This is a genomic window from Vibrio sp. KUL80, assembly GCF_059725495.1.
Genome location: NZ_AP045841.1, coordinates 2,871,377 through 2,895,492, shown reverse-complemented (window position 1 = coordinate 2,895,492; position 24,116 = coordinate 2,871,377). Strand labels below are relative to the sequence as shown.

The window sequence follows — 24,116 nt, the reverse complement described above, 5'->3', positions numbered from 1 at the left end:
TTGGGAGGCTTTTTTGTGCTTTAGGCCATGCCTTGAATAATCACAAACTTCTCTAGCAACTCTTCATCCGTTTCCACATGATTTGGGTCGGTGATGATGCATTTCGTGATCGGGCATACCGATTGACAAGTAGGCTTCTCATAGTGACCTTTACACTCCGTGCACAGATCTGGGTCGATCTCGAAGATCTCACTTCCCATAGAAATGGCACCGTTAGGGCACTCTGGGTCGCACATATCGCAGTTAATGCACTTGTCGGTAATGAGCAGCGCCATCGTTACTTACCCGTTGGGTTACGTGTATCTTGTCCTGAGTTTAGGTTACGCATCAGTAGTGCGTAGTCCAGATCCAATTCCTCTGGTACTGGAATAAAGACAAAGTGGCCGTTACCTTTTGCGTCATCGATGCTTTCTGACTTGCGGTTTTCCATCACTTCTAGGTTGAAGACAACGTTGCCTTTTGGTGTCATTAGTTCGAGGCTGTCACCAACGATAAACTTGTTCTTCACTTCCACTTCCGCTAAGTGACCGCGACGCTTACCGGTAAACTCACCAACAAACTGTTGTGAGTCAGATACAGAATAGCCGTAGTCGTAGTTTTGGTAGCTGTCGTGTGTGTGACGACGCAGGAAGCCTTCGGTGTAACCACGGTGAGCTAGGCTCTCTAGCGTACCCATTAGCGACTCATCGAATGGTTTGCCTGCAACGGCATCGTCGATCGCTTTACGATAAACCTGTGCAGTACGTGCACAGTAATAGAAAGACTTAGTACGACCTTCAATCTTAAGCGAGTGAACACCCATCTTCGTCAAGCGCTCCACATGCTGAACTGCACGTAGGTCTTTTGAGTTCATGATATATGTGCCATGCTCGTCTTCAAATGCTGCCATTTTGTCTTCTGGACGGTGGCTTTCAGAAAGCAGTACAACTTCATCAGTTGGTTTGCCACGACCGATAGTTGTCTCAGGACGTTCGTCAACAACTTCAACAGGCTGAGCCTCAGGTGTGAACTCTTCTACGATTTGACCAGCATCGTTTTCTGTTGCTTTTTCAACTTTGTATTCCCAACGACATGCATTAGTACATGTACCTTGGTTTGGATCGCGCTTGTTGATGTAGCCAGACAGCAGGCAGCGACCAGAGTACGCCATGCAAAGTGCGCCGTGTACGAATACTTCTAGTTCAGTTTCAGGGCAATGTTCACGGATCTCTTCAATCTCTTCCAGTGATAGCTCACGAGACACGATAACGCGCTCAACGCCATTCGCCGCCCAGAACTTAACCGTCGCCCAGTTTACCGCGTTCGCCTGTACAGACAGGTGAATTGGCATTTCTGGGAATGCTTCACGAACCATCATGATAAGACCTGGGTCAGACATGATGAGGGCGTCAGGGCCCATTTCTACCACAGGCTTTAGATCGCGGATGAACGTCTTTAGCTTTGAGTTGTGTGGTTGAATGTTGCATACCACATACAGCTTTTTACCTTGAGCGTGTGCTTCATCGATACCGATTTTTAGGTTTTCGTGGTTGAACTCGTTGTTACGAACACGAAGGCTGTAGCGAGGTTGACCTGCGTATACTGCATCTGCGCCGTACGCGAATGCATAACGCATGTTCTTGAGGCTGCCAGCTGGTGACAGAAGTTCTGGAGTAAACATTGCTTTATATCTCTAATCTGATTACAAGTCAGTGTTGTGCCACCTAATGGCACTAAGGGGCGCAAATTTTACGCTAGTATGGGAAGATTTCCAAGTTTTGAATCAAGCTCGCTGCTCTAGAAGTGTGGGTAAGGTTGAGCAGCGAGCTCAGTAAAGAAGGGGTTATTGCTTAGGTAGACCGCCTAGTGCGTCATACAGGTTAGGCAAGAAGGCACCAAATTCACCACATAGAAGTGAGAAGTCTGCGTCGATACGAGCTGCAGCGTCTTCACGTGGGATATCATCGTTTTGATCCTTCAACTCGTCGCTAAACTTCAAGCGTTTAATGCTGCCATCATCAGCCAAGACAAATTCGATACGATCTTGCCAGTTAAGCGCCAGCTTAGTCACAAACTTGTTGGCTTCAATGTGACCCAAGATCTCGTCGCTAGACAGTTCTTGTTTCTTACAACGGATAACGCCGCCATCTTCAAGAACTGATTTCAACTCCGCTTCATCAAGAAGGTTGAAGCCGGTTGGTGCTTCGCTGGTTTTTACCCATTCTGTCAGCGTATTTTCAATAGGCTGCTCTGGGAATGCCGGGATAACCGGTAGGCTACCCATTGTTTTACGTAGCAGTGCAATCACATCTTCAGCTTTCTTGTAGCTGCTGGCATCAACAATCACAAAGCCTTCTTTTGGCATGATAAGCAGGTGAGTAAGATTACTGCGGCTAAACGCGCGTGGCAGAAGATCAATGATGATTTCGTCTTTAAGATCGTCTTTCTCTTTCTTCTTGAGAGGGCGACCTTCTTGAGTTTCAAGTGCTTCTACCTTGCTAGCCAGAGAGTCTTTGATAACCGACGCTGGTAGCATCTTCTCTTCTTTTTTCGCGCACAGTAGAATTCGGTTTTCAGAAACATGGGTCATCATATCGCCATGTTTACCCAATGCCGTGACCCAACCAAACTTCTGTTTGTCTTGGCTACCACAAGGAGTAAAGCGAAACTCTTCAAGCTGCTGCTCTAGCTTATCTGCATTAAACTCGAGTTCCTTGTTGAATCGATAGACCAAACAGTTTTTAAACCACATATTACTCTCACCTTTAGAATAGATAGCTGCACATGATAGGCAATTTTCCTTAAATTGTCCTAGCTTAAATCTCGATTATCGCAATAGATCTTGTGCGAAAGTTATATTAAAAATTGTTTTCAATGGTCACAAAAGTGTCATAATAATTCTTGATAATGCATGAAGTTGATTAGATTCCAAAAGGTTATTCAGATATGTCTAGAAGGATCCTGGTTGTTGAGGATGAAGCACCAATTCGCGAAATGCTGTGTTTCGTACTAGAGCAGAAAGGCTACCAAGCTGTTGAAGCTGAAGATTACGATACAGCAGTTAACAAACTGGCTGAACCTTACCCAGATCTTGTGCTACTTGACTGGATGTTACCTGGCGGTTCGGGCATTAACTTTATCAAACACATGAAGCGCGAAGAGCTGACTCGCAACATTCCTGTTGTGATGCTAACAGCACGTGGCGAAGAAGAAGATAAAGTACGCGGCCTAGAAGTTGGCGCCGATGACTACATCACTAAACCATTCTCGCCAAAAGAGCTGGTTGCTCGCCTCAAAGCGGTAATTCGTCGTGTGACGCCAACAGCACTTGAAGATGTGATTGATGTTCAAGGTCTTAAGCTTGACCCTGTGTCTCACCGGGTGACTGCCAATGAACAGCCTCTGGACATGGGACCAACCGAGTTCAAGATGCTCCATTTCTTCATGACACACCAAGAGCGTGTATACAGCCGTGAGCAACTACTCAACAACGTATGGGGCACGAACGTTTACGTTGAAGACCGTACTGTCGACGTTCATATTCGTCGTCTACGTAAAGCTCTTGAATCAGCAGGTCATGATAAATTGATTCAAACCGTTCGAGGCGCTGGCTACCGATTCTCAACCAAGGGCTAGCATCGAACTGGAGAGGTAAATGGTTGAAAGGTTAACCTGGAAAAAGCTGGCCTGGGAGCTGGCTTTTTTTTACACCCCATGGATCGTCGTCGGGTGGATATTTGGATACATGCCGTGGCTGCTTTTGGTTGCTACGGTTTTGCAGTTGATGTGGCATCTACATAATCAGTTGCGTTTGTCTGCTTGGCTGTGGGATGAAAAACGTCTTACACCACCATCAGGCACTGGTAACTGGGAGTCATTGTTCAATGGCATTTATCGCCTTCAGCAAAGGCAGCGCCGCAAACGAAAAGAGCTTACTAACCTGATTCGCCGTTTTAAGAATGGTGCAGAATCCTTACCCGATGCCGTTGTCGTATTTCGCAGCGAAGGCAACATCGTTTGGTGTAACAAGTTAGCTCAACACCTTCTAGGTTTCCGTTGGCCGGATGATTCAGGGCAGCCGATTTCGAACCTGATCCGCACGCCAGACTTTATCAAGTACCTGAACAAACAAGATTTCTCAGAGCCTCTAGAAATGCGTTCTCCACTAAACGTAGAGCGCATGCTTGAGCTTCGTATCGTGCCATACACTGAGGGTGAACACCTGATGGTGGTTCGTGACGTTAGTCAGCTTAAGCAGCTTGAAGGTATGCGTCGTAACTTCTTTGCCAACGTCTCTCATGAGCTGCGTACACCAATGACCGTACTTCAGGGTTATCTTGAGATGACAGAAGATCCGGATATGGTCGTGGGACCTATGTGGACCAAAGCTCATGGTGTGATGACTGAGCAGCTCAACCGTATGAACAGCTTGGTCAATCAGCTGCTTACGCTATCTAAGATTGAAGCGGCGCCTATGCATGAGTTGGATGAAGTCGTGAATGTGCCTGCTATGCTGGAAGTGCTTGAAAAAGAAGCGGTAAGTCTCAGTGGTGAAGAAGGACATAAGATCAGTTTTGACGTTGATAATAGCCTGCGTGTCTTTGCCGATGATGATCAGCTGCGCAGTGCGATTTCAAACCTGGTCTATAACGCGGTGAAATACACGCCGCCAGGTGCGAACGTAAAAGTCCGTTGGTATCAATCATCGCAGGGTGCTCACCTAGAAGTTGAAGATACTGGAGACGGTATTGAAGCGCAGCACCTTCATAGACTGACGGAACGATTCTACCGAGTAGATAAAGCGCGCTCTCGTGATACAGGGGGCAGTGGACTCGGGCTTGCGATTGTAAAACACGCACTCTCACACCATGACTCACACTTAGAAATACAGTCCGAGGTTGGCGTGGGTAGTAAGTTCTCATTCATCCTTCCTGAACGTTTGGTCGTTCAATAATGAGACTGTTAAAGCGCGTTCCAACGCTTGTTGCTCTCTGCGCTCTCGTCGCAGGGAGTGCTTTTGCCGACGACCTGCCTAAATACAGCAAACTCTCAGGTGTATCGGGAAACCTCTCTTCAGTGGGCTCTGACACGCTATCAGGCATGACTACGCTCTGGCTGGAAGAGTTTAAGAATATCTATCCCAACGTAAACCCACAGATTCAGGCATCTGGCTCTTCTACGGCTCCGCCAGCTTTAGCCGAGGGTACGGCTCAGTTTGGACCTATGAGCCGAAAAATGCGTGCCAAAGAGGTCGAGGCGTTTGAGCGTCAGTACGGCTACAAGCCAACGGCACTGCGCGTGGCGATTGATGCCATTGGTTTGTTCGTTCACACCGATAACCCTATTGAGGGTCTTAACTTCAAGCAATTAGATGCGATTTTCTCATCGACGCTCCGCTGTGGTGGTATTGAATATCTAAGAACTTGGCAGCAACTTGGTATCGAGACTCCCTGGAGTGAAAGAGCCATCCAAATCTTTGGTCGAAACTCTGTCTCAGGAACATATGGTTACTTTAAGGATAAGGCACTTTGCGGAGGCGACTTTAGACGTAACGTAAATGAGCAGCCGGGTTCAGCGTCTGTGGTTCAATCTGTTGCGTCATCGATTAACACTATTGGTTACTCGGGGATTGGTTATCAGGTGTCTGGTGCCAAATTAGTGCCGATTGCCAATCATGGTGACCAATACGTATTGCCGACTCAAGAAAACGTGCAATCTGGAAGCTATCCGTTGTCTCGTTTTTTGTATGTGTACGTCAACAAAGACCCCAATCGCGACCTCGCTCCTATTGAAGAAGCCTACATTCGATACATCTATTCGAGGGAAGGGCAGCAAATTGTCTTGAAGGATGGCTATGTTCCAGTCAGTAGAGAGTTTGCACAAGGTGAGCTTGCTAAAATTGGGCTTAGCTTAGACTAGAGAATCAATGTTTGGGACAGTTAATGATAAAAAAGCGGCGCATTAGTGCGCCGCTTTTTACTGGACCTCGAGTTGCCAGCCAGCAGCTTCCCAATAAGCTTGCTCGGTTTGCAGATCTGCCTGAAGCAGCTTGTTTTGCTCCAGCCAGTCATCTTGTTCACTGCTTAACAGCCATTTATCTTCTTCGATGCTTAGCGTAAGTGGAAGCAGCTCTTCATTTCGCTGTCCATTAACCAAGATCGATAGGCGCAGTATGCGAATCAAGCCCAAGATGTGTTTTTTCTTAAACAGCGTGAATTCGGGAAGCTCTTGCAGCTTTAGGGATTTGCGCTGAAAACGGGCTAAGGTCGCTAGCACCAGTTGCTGCTCACTATTGAATCCCGGCATCGTGGTGTGATTAAGAATGTAGCTCGAATGTCGATGAAACGCTTGATAGCTGATACTTAATCCTACTTCATGCAGCAGGGCGCTCCACTCAAGCAGGCTGAATAACTCACTTTTCTTTTTAAGCCCCAATGCTTCACAGGTTTGACTCAAGAACTCGTTTGCCTGCCCACGCACTTTCGCTGCATGCTCAAGGTCGACAAAGTGTTTGGCTGCCAGGTTTTCGGTGGTGCGCATGCGAATGTCAGAGCGCTGGAAGTGCTCTTCCATCTCGTAGAGTAGCCCTTCACGCAGTGCCCCAGGTGAGAAATGCATCTCACGGATTTTAAGGCTTTCAAATATCGCCGTCAGTATCGCCACGCCCGCGGCAAACACAGGTTTACGCTCAATGGTTAGTCCTGAGAGTGCAATATCGTCGATGGAGTCAAACTCGCAGAGTTTGTCGATGAGCTTATAAAGGCGCTTATTGGTGATGATGCCATCTTCATTCCCTAGCCCGACAAGAACCTCTTTGATTGCCTTAATGGTGCCCGATGAGCCAAGAGCAACCTCCCAGCCTTTTTTCTTGTAGCGGGGAGAGAGGGCTTCCAAACGTTGCCTTGCGGACAAGATGGCTTTAGTGAAGTTTTTCGATGAGAGCTTGCCGTTAGCAAAAAACTTATTGGTGTAGCTAACGCAGCCCATCTGTGTGCTGTTTAGCAATACAGGTTCAAAGGCTTTACCGATGATGAGCTCGGTACTACCGCCACCGATATCGACCACAAGTTTAGAATTCGACTCAGTTTGGGTGTGCGCCACGCCTGTGTAGATCAAACGTGCTTCTTCTTCGCCGGGAATGACCTCGATAGGAAAGGGGAGTACCTCTCGAGCGCGCTGTAGAAAGATATGAGCGTTGTTAGCGATTCTCAGGGTATGTGTAGCCGCAATGCGGACGTTATCCACCTCAAAGCCTTGTAGACGCTCTGCGAACATAGCGAGGCACTCGAGTCCTCGCTCAATCGCCGCATTGTCTAGATTCCCTTCGGCATCTAATCCCGATGCCATGCGCACGCGCTGCTTGTGTCGACTGACGAGTTGAAGATCTTGTCCAACGACCTTTGCAACCACCATGTGGAAGCTATTTGACCCGAGGTCTATAGCGGCCACATCCTTGGCTACGACTTCATTATTCGTCTGGTCTATCGTGTTCGTGTCCTTGGTTTGACTCATACTGCTCTAGTTGTTCTTTGTTTTTTCTTGTTTGCTTCTCTACCTGTTTAAGATAGTCGTAAATAGCAATTTGTGAACGAACTTTCTTGCGATTACCGCGTGGGACATAGGTATTGCTCATCTCTTTATCTAGCCAACGCGCCTTCACCGTGTCGGTAAAGTGAATATTGACGATATCGATAATGCGCTGTTTTAAGCGTTCGTCACGCACAGGTGCTGCCACCTCAATACGGTGATCGATGTTTCGAGTCATCCAGTCCGCTGAGGAAATGTATACCTGTGGGTCGCCATCATTGTGGGTAATGATAACGCGAGGGTGTTCCAAAAAGCGATCTACGATGCTGATAATTTTGATGTTATCACTGACGCCTTCCACTCCCGGTACCAAAGAGCACATGCCGCGAATGATCATATTGATTTTGACACCAGCGTTGCTCGCCCCGTAAAGCTTGTTCACTAACCCTTTGTCGACAAGGTTGTTCACTTTGAGTGTCAGTGCTGCCTTTTTGCCGGCTTTAGCGTTAGCTATCTCCGTATCGATGAGTCGGTACAATTGTTTACGAGAGTTACGCGGAGAAACGATTAAGTGATTGAATCTCACTGGGCGGTATGGGTTCTCGATGTAGCCAAAGACATTGCGGACTTCATCGGTGATCTCTTGATCGGCTGTTAGTAGCGAGAAGTCGGTGTAGATGCGTGCGGTTTTTTCGTGGAAGTTACCAGTACCGACGTGGGCATAGCGAACGATTTCTTCGTTTTCACGGCGACTAATGAGTAGTAGCTTGGAGTGGATTTTTAAGCCCGGCGCACCAAAGATAACATGTACCCCATTTTCAGTGAGTACCTTTGACCATTCAATATTGGCTTCTTCATCAAATCGAGCTTGAAGCTCCACCACTACCGTGACGCTCTTGCCATTGTGAACCGCATCGATTAGCGAGTTCATGAGGCGAGAATCCTTCGCGACACGGTAGATATTAATTTTAATACTCAAGACCTTAGGATCGAACGATGCTTGGCGTACAAACTCAGTGATGTGTTCAAAGGTATGGTATGGGTAATAGAGCAGAATATCTTGAGCGCGAATCGCATCAAAGGTGTTGTCGTAACCATCAAAGTCAGCACTGCGCATTGGTGGCAGCGGTTTGTTTTCTAGATACTCGCGGCCCACATTTGGGAAGCCAATAAAGTCTTTGAAGTTGTGATAACGACCACCAGGAATCAAGCTGTCGTAGTTGGAGATACCAAGCTTGTCGCACAGGGTCGTTAGCATGGCTTCAGGCATCTCTCGTTCATACACAAATCTTACGGGCATCGCGGTTAAGCGCTGGCTAACCCCTTCAGACATCTGCTCGAGCAGGCTGTGTTCTACCTCATGGCTCAGGTCGTATTCTGCATCTCGGGTCATCTTCATGGCATAGCCACTAAGTTCATCGTAATCGAAGAAGCCACGGAAAATATCGTCTAAGCAGTATCGAATAATGTTATCGAGCAATATGATGGTTTTACGGCGTTTGCCTTTTTGCTCTGGGACCATGACGAAGCGCGGAAGGTGATCGGTTGGGATCTCCAAGATCGCGTATTTAGACGTCTCGTCTTTCTTCATGTCCACAACAATATAGGCGTACTCGTCCTTTAGGAATTGCAGTACGTCGATATCATCTTTGAGCATAAGTGGGGTAATGTGAGGAAGCACTTCCTTCATGAAGTATTTCTTGACCCACTTCTGCTGCGTTTCGTTGAGCTGGGTTTCGTTGACAAGGAAGATACGGCGACGTGCCATTTCAAGAATGAGTTCGTTGTAGAGCTCATCAAAGCGCAGGTTCAGTTTTAGTGCTTTGCTCTGCATCTTACCGAGCAGGTGTTTTGAGTTGTCGTTCACACCACGGTCTTGATTGATCAATATTCTGCGTTTTACATCTGAGAAGCGTACTTTGTAGAACTCATCGAGGTTATTGGAGAAGATCCCTAGAAAACGGATTCGCTCAATTAACGGAACGGTTTTATCCGCCGCCTCTTGCAAGACTCGTTCATTGAAAGATAACCAACTTAGCTCTTTCTCGATATACAGTTTTTCTGCGCTCATACACTCAACCACCGACACTTTTCACTCACCTTAAGTTGCTGATGAGTGGGATGTAAGACTAATCTGATCGTGAACCTTAGAGATTGTATATGACATTTTTATTTCAAAAAGCGTGCAACGCGGCACAATTCATTATTTTCAGCACGTTAGATGCTATGTAATATAACTGTCATCTGAACGACATATTATGTTGAGGCAATTCGTGCATGCTGTTCATTAGCCTCCATCCCTTGGTGGCAAACGCCTCAAACACTCATACTGCATCAAAGAGAACGAACGTAAACTATGGCAACGGCCAAATTTTCACTACATACCAAAGACAGAAAACGTCTGATTAAAGATCGCCTCGTGCGTTGGATCGTTTCATTTGGTGGATTGAGTGTGCTGGCAGGTTTGATCTTTATCTTCGTTTACCTCGCCTTTGTGACTTTGCCGCTGTTTTCAGAGAATGAAGTGACGTGGCATGAGCGTAGCCAAGCTGTCAATATCCAATCAGGATCTGAGTTAAGTATAGTCAGCGACGGTGGTAAGCATGCGGCTTACTTCTATCGTGACGGGACTATTGTTGAGCAGTCACTGGTCTCGGGTTCACAAACGTCCTCCCAATACCTTGGACAAGGTGTGTCGGTGCAATCTTCAGATTCGAAGACATTGCTGATAAAAAATGATGCGCTGCAATGGACGGCAATTAATCCAAAATTTCAGGTTGACCCGAGTAATGGGGACGCCAAACTCCTCATTGAAACGCCTACTGAAAAAGATTGGTTTACGATCAATGAACCTGCTTTAATCAATGCCGTTGTTACTAAGCAAATCAAGGCCATTGCTTCAGTTGATAACCAAGGGTTTGTGCATCTTGATATACGTGATACTGCGACGGATGCAGAATTCAGCTCTTTCTCAACACTCGGCCCTATTGAAGATGCGAGTGATATCTTAGTCACCCCAGACGCGAAGACCATCTATGTAAAAGCGGGGAATAGCTTAGCGGTTATCAACCGCGAGCCGCAGGCTCTAAACGTTCGTGAGATCATCGATCTATCAACGCCAAATGGGGCTCAAGCGACGCATATCCAATTGTTGTCGGGTGCCTACTCCTTGTTGGTTCAATACGACAATCAGCAGGTATGGCAATGGTTTGATGTTTTGGTTAATGGCGAACGAACGTTGACGCCAGTCCGCTCCTTTCAGTTTGATGCGGATATTGTTGCGTTAATTCCAGAGACTATGAGTAAAGGCTTTGCAGTTGTATTGGATGATGGTCGTTTCCAAACCCTATATACCACCAGTGAAAAGTTAGTGACGGAGAGCCAGCTGCCTAAAGGTGAGCTAAAGACATTCGCTATTTCGAATAACAATGATCATGCGTTGTTGGTTACCGGAGAGCACACTTTTACCGCGTTCATCCCTAACGATCACAAAGAGATTTCATTCAGCGCGCTGTGGCAAAAGGTGTGGTACGAGAGTTATCCAGAGCCTGAATTTATCTGGCAAACTACCGCTGCATCTGACGATTTTGAGGGTAAGTACAGCCTAGTGCCTATCGCTTTTGGAACCATTAAAGCGGCAATGTTTGCGATGTTGTTCTCAGTGCCGATTGCTGTATTTGGTGCCATTTATACAGCGTATTTTATGTCGTCTAAAATGCGCAAGGTCGTCAAGCCTACCATCGAGTTGATGGAAGCTCTGCCCACGGTTATTATCGGTTTTTTGGCAGGGTTGTGGTTTGCGCCTATTGTCGAAACACACCTTCCAGCAATCCTTCTTCTGCTGGTGGCGTTGCCCCTGCTATCGCTGCTTACTGGCGCAGTATGGTATGCGATCCCTAGAGCCTACACCTCTAAGTTACCGAGCGGACTTCATCCGTTTACTCTGATTCCGGTGATCATCACCGCTATCTATCTTGCGATGACCTTCTCAAGTGATATGGAAGTGATGTTCTTTAACGGCGATGCGCGGGTATTCTTAGCTCAGCATGGCATTGATTTTGACCAGAGAAACGCCCTGGTCGTTGGCTTTGCGATGGGGTTTGCTGTGATCCCAACCATTTTCACTATCGCTGAGGATGCGATTTTCTCCGTGCCCAAACACCTTTCGGACGGCTCTCTAGCGCTCGGCGCAACCCAGTGGCAGACTTTGATTTATGTTGTGCTACTTACCGCCAGTCCAGGTATTTTCTCTGCGGTGATGATGGGGTTGGGCCGCGCTGTGGGTGAAACCATGATTGTATTAATGGCGACAGGTAATACACCGATACTCGACTGGAACATCTTTGAGGGTATGCGAACCTTGTCGGCTACCATGGCGGTTGAGTTGCCAGAGTCGGAAGTGGGCAGCAGTCATTATCGCTTGTTGTTCTTAATCGCTTTGATCTTGTTTAGTTTTACTTTTGTTGTGAACTCGCTAGCTGAGTGGGTGAGACAAAGACTCAGGGAGAAATACAGTGCGCTGTAGTCATCGAAAGGAGCCCCGCTATGTTTAAGTGGCTCAAATCTGGTGCGCCTTGGGTTTGGCTAACAGGGGGCGCGGTAAGTATCAGTCTGATTTCCGTATTGGGACTACTGCTGCTCATTGGTTGGCGCGGCCTTACCTATTTCTGGCCGGCTCCCTTATATCAATGGCAAGATGATAACGGCTCAGCGTTAATCGGTCAGGTGTACTCGAAGACTTGGGTGCCGACTTACAATATCCCGAATGCGAACGAACTGCTGCCTCAAGAGGCTTTAGAAGCCGGAAAGGTAGAGCGCTATAGCATCAAGATAGCTAACCGAGATCTTTACGGTATTGATTTTGTCTCGCTGCTTTCCTCCGAGCTTCATCAGCAGCAAACCCCGAGCGACTTAGTGGTTATTGAGCGTACGCGTGGCGGTGATTTTTTCGGACGAATTCTGGCTCTAAAAGGTCCGCAGGGTGAGGTTGATACGTCGCTGGAAAGCTTGCTCAGAATAGAGCTTAGCCAGATTGAAATGACCAGAGATCAAATCGACGCCATTATCGAGAGAAGGCTCAAAGGCCTGAACCATCAGCTTGAGGCTCTGCGTCTTAAGCAGCGTCGAGATAAACTCAACGGTGTGCTCACCGATGAACTAAGTGAGCGCTATCAGCAGCAAAATGCGATTATCCGCCAGCAATTGAGCCAAACGGAAGTTGAGCTTGATGAACTGCGTGCTGAGCTAGCGAGTAAGGTTTTGGTCGTTGAAGATATGCGCGGCGAGCGTTTAGAGATTGGACTTAACCGAGTGCTCGATTTCTGGTACCCCAACCAAATGAACTACCCAGATAAGCTATCTCATTGGGGGGGACAGGTATGGAAGTTTCTTTCCGATGAGCCACGTGAGTCGAACTCTGAAGGTGGTGTGTTCCCCGCGATCTTCGGCACCGTATTGCTGGTAATTATCATGTCGGTCATGGTGATGCCGCTTGGTGTCTTGGTTGCGGTCTATCTACATGAATATGCCGAAAATAACCTACTCACTCGGATGATACGGGTCGGGGTTATTAACCTTGCTGGTGTACCTTCTATTGTTTATGGTGTTTTCGGCTTAGGCTTTTTTGTTTACACCATAGGTGGCTCGATAGACTCATTGTTTTACGCTGAGCGCTTGCCTGCACCTACATTTGGTACGCCAGGGCTGTTGTGGTCGTCATTGACGCTCGCCATTCTCACGCTACCTGTGGTGATTGTTGCCACAGAAGAAGGTTTGAATCGAATTCCGCTATCGGCCCGACATGGATCGCTTGCGTTGGGCGCAACCCAATCTGAAACGCTCTGGCGTATCGTTTTGCCTATGGCAAGCCCTGCGATTATCACTGGGCTTATTTTGGCGGTTGCGAGAGCCGCAGGCGAGGTAGCACCTCTCATGCTGGTGGGTGTTGTGAAACTGGCTTCCAGCTTACCGGTGGATTCTCAGTTCCCGTTCTTGCACCTTGAACGCAAATTTATGCATTTGGGTTTTCATATCTATGATGTCGGTTTTCAGACGTCTAATATTGAGGCGGCAAGGCCATTGGTTTACGCTACCTCTTTCTTGCTGGTGACCGTTGTCGTTGGGCTAAACTTAACCGCAATAGCAATACGAAATAACCTGCGCGAAAAATATCGCACATTAGGACAAGATTAAGCATGTTTTCTATCAACCAAACTTTGGGCTATCCAACGCCTTTAGATGTGAACAACCTTAGCGATGATCAAACCGCCATCGCCATTGAAAACTTGAATCTGTACTATGGCGATAAGCAGGCGCTAGATAATGTGTCGATGCGTATTCCTAAAGGGCAGGTCACTGCGTTTATCGGTCCTTCAGGATGTGGCAAGTCGACCCTTCTGCGTTGCATCAATCGAATGAATGATTTGATCGAAGGCTGCACTGTAGAGGGCAAGGTGAAGTTGCATGGTGGTAATGTTTATCACCCTAAAGTCGATGTGGCGACATTGCGTCGCCGCGTAGGCATGGTGTTCCAAAGGCCCAACCCCTTCCCTAAGTCGATCTATGAGAACGTCGTCTATGGTCTTAGGCTGCAAGGGGTGAAGAACAGCCGTAATCTCGACGATGCTGTAGAGCGTTCACTGCGTGCAGCAGCGCTATGGGATGAAGTAAAAGACCGTCTTCACGAAAATGCGTTTGGACTCTCTGGTGGTCAGCAGCAACGCTTGGTCATCGCGCGAGCCATCGCCATTGAGCCAGAGGTTTTGCTCCTTGATGAGCCGACCTCGGCGCTCGATCCTATTTCTACCCTGACCATTGAAGAGCTGATTAACGATCTGAAAACCAAGTATACGGTTGTGATCGTTACCCATAATATGCAGCAAGCCGCGCGCGTTAGTGACCATACTGCGTTTATTCATTTAGGAAAACTGGTAGAGTACGCGGATACAGATACTATATTTACTTCACCGATTGAAAAACAAACGGAAGACTACATCACTGGTCGATACGGCTAATGAGACTAGCCTTAGTTTAAAACAGGAAACCTTCACACATGCATTTTGGTCGTCACATCTCAGGTCAGTTTAATGCCGAGCTTGAGTCTATTCGTACCCATGTTTTGACCATGGGAGGCTTAGTGGAACAGCAGTTGTCGTTTGCGATGCAAGCATTGCACAAAGACGATATTGAGCTCGCCCGCAAAGTGGTACGCGATGACCATAAGGTGAATGCGATGGAGGTATCTATCGATGAAGCCTGTACTCGTATCATCGCTAAGCGACAGCCGACGGCGAAAGATCTTCGTTTGGTTATGGCGATCATCAAAACCATTACCGATCTAGAGCGTATTGGTGATGTTGCCACACGCATCGCTTATGTTGCTATTGAGCAACCATCGACGAAGCATCAAAAGTTTCACGTCTCCTTAGAGCCGCTGTGCCGCCAAGCGATTGCAATGTTGCATCAGGTATTGGACGCCTTTGCTCGTATGGATGTGGATGCGGCAGCAGAGGTGTACAAGTTAGATGATAAGCTGGATGCTGAGTATGAAGCTGTAATTCGTCAGTTGATGACTTACATGATGGAAGACCCAAAGAATATCCCAAATATCCTTCAGGTCATGTGGTCAGCAAGAGCGATAGAGCGTGTCGGTGACCGCTGTCAGAACATTTGTGAGTACATCATCTACTTCGTTAAGGGCAAGGACGTACGCCACCTTGATGAGAAAGCGATAAACGACATTCTGTAGCTAAGTTAGAAGCGCCCAACCACACCAAAGTTGAGTGAAAAGTGTGAGCCCATTGAGATAAAGGTGTTGCTCGCACCAAACACGTCGTAGTCAAACCCCGTTCTCAGACCAAAGCTTGGATTCAGCATATAGACATACCCTGCACTGATGCTAAGTCCGTTTGCATCTCGGTGTGAAAGCTCACTATTGGTGCGTTTCTCACCTCGATAATTGGCTACTCCAATCTCTGCCTGAAGACCATAGTTTTCTCGGTCGCCAAACATGTGCTGTAAACCGAGACGATATGAGTTGATTGTCTCATCGTAGCGGTCAGTGTCGTAGTATTTGTGGGCATAACTGAAATAGACCGCATCCATTCCTAATGCATCCGCAACGCCAAGCTGTATCCCTGCTCCATTGAATACGCCGATTTTGACATCGGGTGACACATGAATACTCTGCGCTTGAGCACCCATCGATAACACGGCACAGAGTGGAAGTAGTAGCTTTTTCATAGTAATACCTAATCACAGACAAACAGGAAAGTGCGCCGATGGTAGCGGCTTTGCTGATTGGTGACTAAAAAGCGTCGCTAATAGCGTTTATTAGCGATGCTTATCGGTATAGAGAGGAAGCTTTCGTTTGATGATCGACTCAATCCACTTTGTTTTGGGAGAGTGGCGATTCTTATTGTGGACATAACCAAATAGGCTTTTGGTGTAAGTCTGATTGTCGACTTCCACCTTAAGTGATCTTAAGTTTGGGTAGTTGTGTATCGGGAATAGATTGGAGTGGGGCAGGAGCATATCCGTAGACTCAATCACATCGATAAGTGCGAGCAGCATTTCTGAGCGAAAGCCGACCTTAGGTGTATACCCCTGACGTTCGAGAATATGACTTGCGTAACTAAAGTGGTCATTCCATCCAGGAGAGATGAGCGAGGTGAGTTCATAGCCGACAGAGTCTAAAGGCGTAATAACTGACTTCTTAATCGGGTGTTCTTTTCTGACGATGATGCGACCCTCTAAGTCGAAGATCTTGTCTCGCGCTAACTCTTTCGATAGGTTTTCGAGATCGTAATGCACGCCGTAAAAAACTTCACCACTGCGTATTTGCTCTGCGGTGGTTTGACTCCAGCTAAGCAGCTCGAGATTAACGTTTGGTGCTTGTTGGCGAATCTCCGTAAATAACCCTCCCGCCAAAGACGCTATCACAATAGGGGCGAGGGCGATTTTAATGGTTCCGCTCAGCTCGGAAGGCTCAAACTCATTTAGGTTATTGAGGGCAGTTTCTAATCCATCAAGATAAGGTGCGATTTTGTCTTCCAGTTGAAGAGCAAACGGAGTAGGGTCAAGACCACCTTGAACCTTAACGAAGAGTTCATCGTCAAAGATTGCTCGTAGCTTTTGCAGCGCCTGACTGACCGCGGGTTGAGTGACAAAAAGTCGTTCAGCGGTTTTTCGCATATTGCGCTCGTGCAGCAATATGCGGAATGTTCTCAGTAAGTTGAGATCAGCTTTGTAAAAAAGATTGGTCGAATCATTCATAATTATCGGGGACGAAAGATTGCTCTTCGATCGGCGTTCGCATGTAGCCGTCTTTGTTTAATTCAGGCAGTGTGATGTCTGGATAGCTGACTTCTTGGTATTCAATCTGACTGAGCAAATGACTGATACAGTTTAATCGAGCTCGCTTCTTATCATCAGAGGGGACCACCCACCATGGACACTGTTTAGTATCGGTATACGAGAACATGGTGTCTTTGGCTTCCGAATATTCAGCCCAGCAGTTACGAGATTCTAAATCCATAGGGCTGAATTTCCAGCGCTTGATGGGGGTGTTGACTCGCTCCAGAAAACGCTTCTCTTGCTCTTCATCGGAAACCGAAAACCAGTACTTAAGTAAGATAATGCCAGAGCGCACCAACATGCGTTCAAACTCTGGGCAAGAGCGCAGAAACTCTTGATACTGCTCTTCGGTACAAAAGCCCATGACTTTCTCTACGCCGGCACGATTATACCAACTACGGTCAAACAGCACGATTTCCCCTGCTGACGGTAGGTGAGCTACGTAGCGCTGAAAATACCACTGTGTTTTCTCTTTTTCCGTTGGTGCAGGCAGGGCAGTAACACGGCAAATTCGTGGGTTGAGTTTTTCAGTAATACGCTTGATAACGCCGCCTTTACCAGCGGCGTCTCGACCTTCAAAAACAACGACAACTTTTAAGCCCTCGTGCTTTACCCACTCTTGCAGCTTTACCAACTCAATCTGTAACCTAGCCAGCTCGGTTTCATAGAGCTTTTTATCCATCTTGTTCTTTTTTCCCATAGAAATCCTTCTCCTTGAATAACCTAGGTGTTTACAGTGAGTTTAGCACCTTAGTGACAGCGCGAATCTTCTCGCTACTGGTAATAGGAATCGCAAAATCGTCGATATCGCTCGCCCCCATCTTGGCATCGTCGGCAATATAATGCATCTTACTTTGACGAGTCGACTTGCCAGAGAGGTGCACTTCGTTGACTCCGCTAGAGGCAATAATAGAAGCTACATTATCTGAAGATACTCCGGCGCCAGCCATGATAGCGATCCTGCCTTCTGCTTGTTGCACCATGGCGCTCAAGGTTGCTACCCCCTCAGACGCGCTCGCTGCCAGTCCAGAAGTAAGTATTCGCTCACAACCGAGTGCAATGACATCCTCTAATGCTTGCTCTGGATGCCGGCATTGATCGAATGCACGGTGAAACGTGACGCCTAAATCAAGCTCACGGGCGAGTTTAACCAGTCGAATGGAGTGTGGCATATCAACATGTCCCTCTTTGTCGAGAAGACCAAGGACGACGCCACTCGCACCATATTTGGCAGCGGTGCGAATGTCTTCTGCCATGATTTCCACATCGTCACAGTCATAAAGGAAATCACCTTGGCGAGGCCTAATCATGACGTAAATAGGGATGGAAGAAGATTGAACCGCTTGTTTGATAAGTCCTGCATTAGGGGTTAAACCGCCTAGGGCAAGTGAGGAGCATAACTCAATACGAGTTGCTCCGCCGGTGATGGCGTAAGCGAGTGACTCGATATTGTCGATACAGACTTCAAGTTGGTAACTCATTGTGATTCTCAGTAGAAATACTGCTTTCAATATATCTCTGACAATCGGTTCTGGAAACAGAAAAAGCCCGAGTCGGTGACTCGGGCTTTGTTTTTTGGCTAACTCGTTTCTTCTTCAATGATTGGCGTGCGTTTTCCGCTTTATATATGTCCAACCATCAACCCTGATTGAGCGCAGGGTGAAGGCTCGAATTACTTAGAAAGGTCTTCTGCGTGCTCAGATAAGAACGCTGCAACACCTTTTGGAGATGCGTCCATACCTGCTTTACCTTCTTCCCATTGTGCAGGGCAAACTTCGCCGTGCTTCTGGTGGAAGTTAAGAGCGTCAACCATGCGTAGCATTTCGTCGATGTTACGACCAAGTGGTAGGTCGTTAACTACTTGGTGACGTACTAGACCGTCTTCGTCGATTAGGAAAGAACCACGGAAAGCAACGCCTGCTTCTGGGTGCTCAACATCGTACGCTTTGCAGATTTCGTGTTTAACGTCTGCAACAAGTGGGTATTTCACTTGACCGATACCGCCTTCTTCGATAGCAGTGTTACGCCATGCGTTGTGAGAGAACTGAGAATCGATAGAAATACCGATAACTTCACAACCTTTAGCTTGGAAATCAGCAAGACGGTTGTCGAATGCAATCAGCTCAGATGGGCAAACGAAAGTGAAGTCTAGTGGGTAGAAGAATACAACTGCTTTCTTACCTTTTGTGAACTCAGCGAAGTTGAAGTTCTCAACGATATCACCGTTACCTAGAACAGCTGCTGCAGTAAAGTCTGGGGCTTGACGACCAACTAGTACCATTTTTTTTGCTCCTAAATAGAGTTTATTTCAAACCTTTTCGGTTTGGTCCGTGTTTGTGCGAGACAAACTATAGTACACATTGTAGTATTGAAAAAAGCGAAATTAATAGATTAATTCCATCGAAAAAAGCGATGAAGCCATAGGGCTTATTCCTTTTTTGATTCTGGTCCCAAAACAGGCAGTTACCATGAACAAATGGCCAAGTTTAAAGCAGCTTCATTACCTGGTTACCCTTCATGAAACCCGACACTTTAGTGAAGCAGCTGAACGTTGTTTCGTCAGTCAATCGACACTGAGTAAGGGTATTCAAAATCTCGAAGAACTCATCGGTTGTCCTCTTTACGAAAAGAAAGACAAGAAAAGTCCGCTTGTGTTTACTCAAGCGGGTGAGATGGTGGTGTCCCAGGGACGTGAGCTGTTGGCAAAGGGACAGGATCTTATTGAATTAGGTAGTCTTTGCCAGGGCGACGTCATGCAAGGCCAGCTTAAGCTTGGTTGTATTCCGACTATCGCGCCGTTTTTGTTGTGTGATTTGGTTCAGGAAATTAATGCGCGCTATCCTCAGCTTAACCTTCTACTTAGAGAAGACACGACAGCCAACTTACTTGCGGCGCTGCGCCATGGTGAACTGGATGTACTGATCCTTGCACTCCCGATGGATATTGGCACGATGGAAAGCTGCATTGTGGGGCATGACCCGTTTAAGATGGTGATCAGTCGCAATCAGGCTGACAACATCCGCGTCCCAATCAAATATGATGACTTGCCCGACGAATCTGTGTTCTTACTAGAAAACGAGCACTGTCTTACGGAGCATGCGGTTTCAGCGTGTAAGCTTACTGACAAAGAGAAGATTAACCCGTTCAGTGCGACCAGTTTGCATACCTTGGTCCAGATGGTTGCCAATGGTCTCGGTACCACCTTTATCCCTCAAATGGCAATAGAACATGGTCTGTTGGAAAATCAAAATTTGATCGTGATTGAGCCTCCTGGTCAGCAAGCGCACCGAGATATTGGACTCGTATGGCGTCCAAGCTCCTCAAGACGAGACTCTTTCTTACAGCTAGCAGACGTTGTCTCGGAGTTGCTGTAAGTCGACATTCGCAAAACGAAACCTTAGAGCACTAGTGAAAGGCACCAATCAAGGTGCCTTTTTTAGTATTAATAACTAGTTCCGCGAATTTTTTCTGTTCAGACTTCAGCGTGTACTTCGAATTAGTTTTCAGTCATTTCGGGGACTTCACCTTGTCAATTTTACATTGTGATATTTAGAAAAAGCTCCGGCCGTATTGAAAAACTATACGTACCTGTGGGGAGAAGAGGATTTAGCTTGCCTTACGCTAGTTTGAATCAGTTTCTTGGGTTCGCAGGTTTCGTAATTTAATTACGTAACTATAACCTAATTCAGGTTGATCGAGGCTCTTTATAGCCAATAGAACAAACTGTCGAAATACCAAAAATGCCCACTTTAGAGTTGTAACTCTAAAGTGGGTTAGGTAATGTAACTGCATGGTTTTGAGGTTTTTGAGGCAATATTAAGCCGCTACTTTGTATACTGAGCCATCAAAGTATGTACTTAGAAATATGCCAGTTATTTTGAACAATCGTTCATCACCTGTTGTTTGAAAGCTACAAATGAAAACTCCACTAAACCTGTTTTGAGCACTGCCCCACGTGGTCGATAACGACCGCTGATTGTCGGTAGATTTGAGCGGCGCAAGCCGCTTCTTTTTTACTGATGTTGCAAATCTTAAAGGTTGACGCCCTGACTCTCATTTTCAGATTGAATTTCTTCTGGCTCGCTATCTTCCTGAAGTTCAAGAAGATTGATCGCGATAGCAACAAAGTCACTGTCGGTAATGATGCCGACCAGCTGTTTGTTATGCACTACTGGCAAACAGCCAACTTTGTGCTTTTGCATGTATAACGCGCTTTCTTTTAAGCCAGCTCGCGGTTCAGCGGTCATGATGTTGGTGCGCATGACTTCACTAAGAGGTGTGGAGAGTGTGTAGGATTGATCGCTAGGGATTTTCTGCAAGATCGATTCTTGCGCCGCTAGCACGTCTCGTTGTGAAACAATACCCAGCAAATGACGTTCTGCATCGACGATAGGAATATGGCGAATATCGAGCGCTTCCATCGTGTGTTTGGCGTCGGCTAATGAGTGAGACCGCAATAGGGTGTGAGGGTTGCGAGTCATCATGTCTTGGACCTTAATCATATGGCCTCCAACTCGTTCTGTTTGTCTATTTTAACTATAGATTTTTTCACCGATTAAATCTGAGATTACCGTCGTTTTTTGCCGTTCAACTCACAAAATATCCCTATTGACAAAGTGGTTAAGTTTGCCTTGGTTAATTTGGGCTCAGAAGGGCGACAAACATCGGTTCAGCTTGCTATTCCACGGGGTCACTTTATACTATGCGGCTGCGAATTTTTTCGCCGTTTTAGTCGCTTAATAAAGAAGATTGGTGTTATGCAAGTTTCAGATTTTCACTTCGAATTACCTGATGAGCTGATTGCTCGTTACCCAAAGGCAGAGCGCAGCTCAAGCCGACTGCTTCAATTGACCGGTAACACGGGGGAAGTTGTAGATGGAAACTTCACGGATATCGTCAGCCAAGTTCAGCCTGGTGACCTTCTTGTGTTCAATAACACGCGTGTTATCCCAGCTCGTATGTTCGGTCGCAAAGCTTCTGGCGGTAAGCTAGAAGTACTGATAGAGCGTATGCTTGATGACAAGCGCGTTCTAGCGCACGTACGTTGCTCAAAATCACCAAAACCAGGCACCGAACTATTTTTGGGTGAAAACGACGAATACCAAGCGATCATGACGGCGCGTCATGATGCATTGTTTGAGATTGAAATGCAGTCTGAAAAGACGGTGCTTGAGATCCTAAACGACGTTGGCCACATGCCACTACCACCTTATATCGATCGTCCAGACGAAGATGCAGACAAAGAGCGCTACCAAACGGTTTACAACGAGAAACCAGGTGCGGTTGCCGCGCCGACTGCGGGTCTTCATTTTGATGATGGTGTTCTCGAGCAGATTAAAGCAAAAGGTGCCAACTTTGCGTATGTGACACTTCACGTTGGCGCAGGTACATTCCAGCCCGTTCGCGTTGAAAACATCCATGACCACCATATGCATGCTGAATATGTCGAAGTGCCTCAAGACGTGGTGGATGCGATTGCAGAGACTAAAGCAAACGGCGGCCGAATCATTGCTGTGGGTACCACCTCAGTACGTTCACTCGAGAGTGCAGCGCAAGATGCACTGAAAAATGGTACCGAGTTAGTGCCTTTCTTTGGTGATACTGAGATTTTCATCTTCCCTGGCTATGAATATCAGCTGGTGGATTGTCTCGTGACAAACTTCCACCTACCAGAATCGACGCTGATCATGTTGGTCAGTGCGTTTGCAGGCTATGACAATGTCATGAATGCCTACAAGCATGCAGTAGAGCAAAAATACCGTTTCTTTAGCTATGGTGATGCGATGTTCATTACCAAGAAAACGGCATAACTGACGCCAGTAATTAGTAAGCTTTTTATTTCACTCAAGGACTCAGTGGAATACGGTAAGGAACACCAAAGCCGCTCGCTTGACGAGTTGATGTAGAGTGAGCGGATTCAAGTGCGACAAGCTACGCTTGTTAGTGCGTTTTAAGATTGTGTCAGACTGTGTCTCTGGCAATTTGGAGGCTTCGTGAAATTACAATACGAACTTAAGAAAAAAGATGGTCACGCACGCCGTGGTCAGTTAACGTTTGAACGTGGTACGGTGCAAACACCGGCATTTATGCCTGTAGGTACCTACGGTACGGTGAAAGGTATGACACCTGAAGAAGTAAAAGGCACGGGTGCTGAAATTCTTCTAGGTAACACTTTCCATTTATGGCTACGCCCTGGTCAAGAGATTATGAAGTTGCACGGTGACCTGCACGACTTCATGAACTGGCATGGTCCTATCTTGACCGATTCAGGCGGTTTCCAAGTATTCAGCCTTGGCGATATCCGTAAGATCACTGAAGAGGGTGTACACTTCCGTAACCCAGTAAACGGTGACCGTATTTTCATGGATGCAGAGAAATCGATGGAAATCCAAAAAGATCTTGGCTCTGATGTGGTCATGATCTTTGACGAGTGTACGCCATACCCAGCGACTCACGCAGAAGCGAAGAAGTCGATGGAAATGTCTCTGCGTTGGGCACAGCGCTCTCGCGATCACTTCGACAAGCTAGACAACGAGAACTCTCTATTTGGTATCGTTCAAGGTAGTGTTTACGAAGACCTGCGCGAAGTATCGGTGAAAGGTTTGACTGACATTGGCTTTGATGGCTATGCGGTTGGTGGTCTTGCTGTTGGTGAGCCAAAAGAAGAGATGCACCGCGTTCTTGAGTTCACCACACCTAAACTTCCTGAAGATAAACCGCGCTACCTAATGGGCGTAGGTAAACCAGAAGATTTGGTCGAAGGTGTTCGCCGTGGTATCGACATGTTCGACTGCGTAATGCCAACACGTAATGCACGTAACGGACACCTGTTCGTAACTGGTGGCGTGATTAAGATTCGTAACGCAACAAACAAAACAGACACAGGTCCACTAGACGAGAACTGTGATTGCTACACCTGTCAGAATTACTCGAAAGCGTATCTACATCACCTAGATCGCTGTAACGAAATCTTGGGTGCTCGTCTCAACACGATTCACAACCTACGTCACTATCAAATGTTAATGGAAAGCATCCGTAAAGCGATTGATGAAGACCGTTTTGAGCAGTTTGTGGAAGAGTTTTACGCACGTCGCAACCGCGAAGTGCCACCACTAGATATGAAGGTCGACGCTCAATAGTTGGCTAAATAGTCGGCTATCCCTGCAATAGGTAACAAATCCTAGCTCTGGGTCACACTTTTTGTGCCTTTAAGCGAATAAGAAACATTGAGTTACCGTTTGCTTCTTGAAAAGATA

At 46.8% G+C, this 24,116-nt stretch carries 21 protein-coding genes; 10 read left to right on the top strand and 11 right to left on the bottom strand.

The window, feature by feature from the left end; genetic code table 11:
- Window positions 1-20 precede the first annotated feature (20 nt).
- The 3 genes from AC6I8U_RS13305 to rdgC form a co-directional block, all read right to left on the bottom strand.
- Window positions 21-275, bottom strand: a complete 255-nt coding sequence (locus AC6I8U_RS13305) for a YfhL family 4Fe-4S dicluster ferredoxin (RefSeq protein ID WP_103881245.1) — start codon at window positions 273-275, stop codon at window positions 21-23.
- Window positions 276-277: 2 nt separating this feature from the next.
- Window positions 278-1,660, bottom strand: a complete 1,383-nt coding sequence (trhP, locus tag AC6I8U_RS13300) for a prephenate-dependent tRNA uridine(34) hydroxylase TrhP (protein ID WP_234494462.1) — start codon at window positions 1,658-1,660, stop codon at window positions 278-280.
- 162 nt (window positions 1,661-1,822) lie between these two features.
- Window positions 1,823-2,731 (bottom strand): recombination-associated protein RdgC, encoded by a 909-nt coding sequence (rdgC, locus tag AC6I8U_RS13295; protein WP_042476158.1) that lies wholly within the window; start codon window positions 2,729-2,731, stop codon window positions 1,823-1,825.
- Window positions 2,732-2,925: 194 nt separating this feature from the next.
- On the opposite strand from rdgC, the gene phoB reads away from it, so the two are divergent.
- Genes phoB through AC6I8U_RS13280 form a run of 3 tightly spaced genes read left to right on the top strand, consistent with a single transcriptional unit; the run spans window position 2,926 to window position 5,898 of the window.
- Window positions 2,926-3,615 carry a phosphate regulon transcriptional regulator PhoB gene (gene phoB, locus AC6I8U_RS13290; protein WP_042476161.1) on the top strand — a complete coding sequence of 230 codons (690 nt, stop codon included), beginning with the start codon at window positions 2,926-2,928 and terminating at the stop codon, window positions 3,613-3,615.
- Window positions 3,616-3,634: 19 nt separating this feature from the next.
- A complete protein-coding gene (phoR, locus tag AC6I8U_RS13285; RefSeq protein ID WP_234494461.1) occupies window positions 3,635-4,933 on the top strand; it encodes a phosphate regulon sensor histidine kinase PhoR in 1,299 nt (432 codons plus the stop codon).
- Entirely contained in the window at window positions 4,933-5,898 is a 966-nt protein-coding gene (locus AC6I8U_RS13280) for a PstS family phosphate ABC transporter substrate-binding protein (RefSeq protein ID WP_498017139.1), read from the top strand. Before phoR ends, AC6I8U_RS13280 begins: the two co-directional genes overlap by 1 nt.
- Window positions 5,899-5,955: 57 nt before the next feature.
- On the opposite strand, the gene ppx is transcribed toward AC6I8U_RS13280, so the two are convergent.
- Window positions 5,956-7,491, bottom strand: coding sequence for an exopolyphosphatase (gene ppx / locus AC6I8U_RS13275; RefSeq protein ID WP_498017138.1), 1,536 nt, complete (start codon window positions 7,489-7,491; stop codon window positions 5,956-5,958).
- The gene (ppk1, locus tag AC6I8U_RS13270) at window positions 7,448-9,577 is read right to left on the bottom strand and encodes a polyphosphate kinase 1 (protein ID WP_498017137.1); all 2,130 of its coding nucleotides are present in this window, start codon (window positions 9,575-9,577) and stop codon (window positions 7,448-7,450) included. Before ppk1 ends, ppx begins: the two co-directional genes overlap by 44 nt.
- Window positions 9,578-9,862: 285 nt before the next feature.
- Here ppk1 and AC6I8U_RS13265 point away from each other — a divergent pair, with 285 nt between their 5' ends.
- From AC6I8U_RS13265 to phoU, 4 genes are read left to right on the top strand one after another with little or no spacing between them, the layout of a single operon-like run.
- Window positions 9,863-12,031, top strand: a complete 2,169-nt coding sequence (locus AC6I8U_RS13265; RefSeq protein WP_498017136.1) for an ABC transporter permease subunit — start codon at window positions 9,863-9,865, stop codon at window positions 12,029-12,031.
- 20 nt (window positions 12,032-12,051) lie between these two features.
- On the top strand, window positions 12,052-13,698 hold the full coding sequence (gene pstA / locus AC6I8U_RS13260; RefSeq protein ID WP_498017135.1) for a phosphate ABC transporter permease PstA: 1,647 nt from the start codon (window positions 12,052-12,054) through the stop codon (window positions 13,696-13,698).
- A gap of 2 nt (window positions 13,699-13,700) precedes the next feature.
- A complete protein-coding gene (gene pstB / locus AC6I8U_RS13255; protein WP_234494455.1) occupies window positions 13,701-14,519 on the top strand; it encodes a phosphate ABC transporter ATP-binding protein PstB in 819 nt (272 codons plus the stop codon).
- Between the two features lie 38 nt (window positions 14,520-14,557).
- Window positions 14,558-15,253: a phosphate signaling complex protein PhoU gene (phoU, locus tag AC6I8U_RS13250; protein WP_128647928.1), complete on the top strand. Its 696-nt coding sequence runs from the start codon at window positions 14,558-14,560 to the stop codon at window positions 15,251-15,253.
- Between the two features lie 5 nt (window positions 15,254-15,258).
- On the opposite strand, the gene AC6I8U_RS13245 is transcribed toward phoU, so the two are convergent.
- The 5 genes from AC6I8U_RS13245 to AC6I8U_RS13225 all read right to left on the bottom strand — a co-directional run bounded on the left by AC6I8U_RS13245 (window position 15,259) and on the right by AC6I8U_RS13225 (window position 19,141).
- On the bottom strand, window positions 15,259-15,747 hold the full coding sequence (locus AC6I8U_RS13245) for a hypothetical protein (protein ID WP_498017134.1): 489 nt from the start codon (window positions 15,745-15,747) through the stop codon (window positions 15,259-15,261).
- 90 nt (window positions 15,748-15,837) lie between these two features.
- Entirely contained in the window at window positions 15,838-16,779 is a 942-nt protein-coding gene (locus AC6I8U_RS13240) for a LysR family transcriptional regulator (protein ID WP_498017133.1), read from the bottom strand.
- Window positions 16,772-17,560: a polyphosphate kinase 2 gene (gene ppk2 / locus AC6I8U_RS13235; RefSeq protein WP_498017132.1), complete on the bottom strand. Its 789-nt coding sequence runs from the start codon at window positions 17,558-17,560 to the stop codon at window positions 16,772-16,774. Before ppk2 ends, AC6I8U_RS13240 begins: the two co-directional genes overlap by 8 nt.
- A 31-nt stretch (window positions 17,561-17,591) precedes the next feature.
- Complete coding sequence (locus AC6I8U_RS13230; RefSeq protein WP_498017131.1) at window positions 17,592-18,341, bottom strand: copper homeostasis protein CutC; 750 nt, start codon at window positions 18,339-18,341, stop codon at window positions 17,592-17,594.
- Between the two features lie 191 nt (window positions 18,342-18,532).
- Window positions 18,533-19,141, bottom strand: coding sequence for a peroxiredoxin (locus AC6I8U_RS13225; protein WP_498017130.1), 609 nt, complete (start codon window positions 19,139-19,141; stop codon window positions 18,533-18,535).
- Window positions 19,142-19,328: 187 nt separating this feature from the next.
- Here AC6I8U_RS13225 and AC6I8U_RS13220 point away from each other — a divergent pair, with 187 nt between their 5' ends.
- Window positions 19,329-20,234 carry a hydrogen peroxide-inducible genes activator gene (locus AC6I8U_RS13220; RefSeq protein WP_498017129.1) on the top strand — a complete coding sequence of 302 codons (906 nt, stop codon included), beginning with the start codon at window positions 19,329-19,331 and terminating at the stop codon, window positions 20,232-20,234.
- A 657-nt stretch (window positions 20,235-20,891) separates the two neighbouring features.
- On the opposite strand, the gene AC6I8U_RS13215 is transcribed toward AC6I8U_RS13220, so the two are convergent.
- Window positions 20,892-21,362, bottom strand: coding sequence for a CBS domain-containing protein (locus AC6I8U_RS13215; protein ID WP_498017128.1), 471 nt, complete (start codon window positions 21,360-21,362; stop codon window positions 20,892-20,894).
- A gap of 255 nt (window positions 21,363-21,617) precedes the next feature.
- Between AC6I8U_RS13215 and queA the strand changes: the two genes are divergently transcribed.
- The gene (gene queA, locus AC6I8U_RS13210; RefSeq protein WP_498017127.1) at window positions 21,618-22,670 is read left to right on the top strand and encodes a tRNA preQ1(34) S-adenosylmethionine ribosyltransferase-isomerase QueA; all 1,053 of its coding nucleotides are present in this window, start codon (window positions 21,618-21,620) and stop codon (window positions 22,668-22,670) included.
- Between the two features lie 183 nt (window positions 22,671-22,853).
- Window positions 22,854-23,999, top strand: coding sequence for a tRNA guanosine(34) transglycosylase Tgt (tgt, locus tag AC6I8U_RS13205; RefSeq protein WP_394153387.1), 1,146 nt, complete (start codon window positions 22,854-22,856; stop codon window positions 23,997-23,999).
- The last annotated feature ends 117 nt before the right edge of the window (window positions 24,000-24,116 follow it).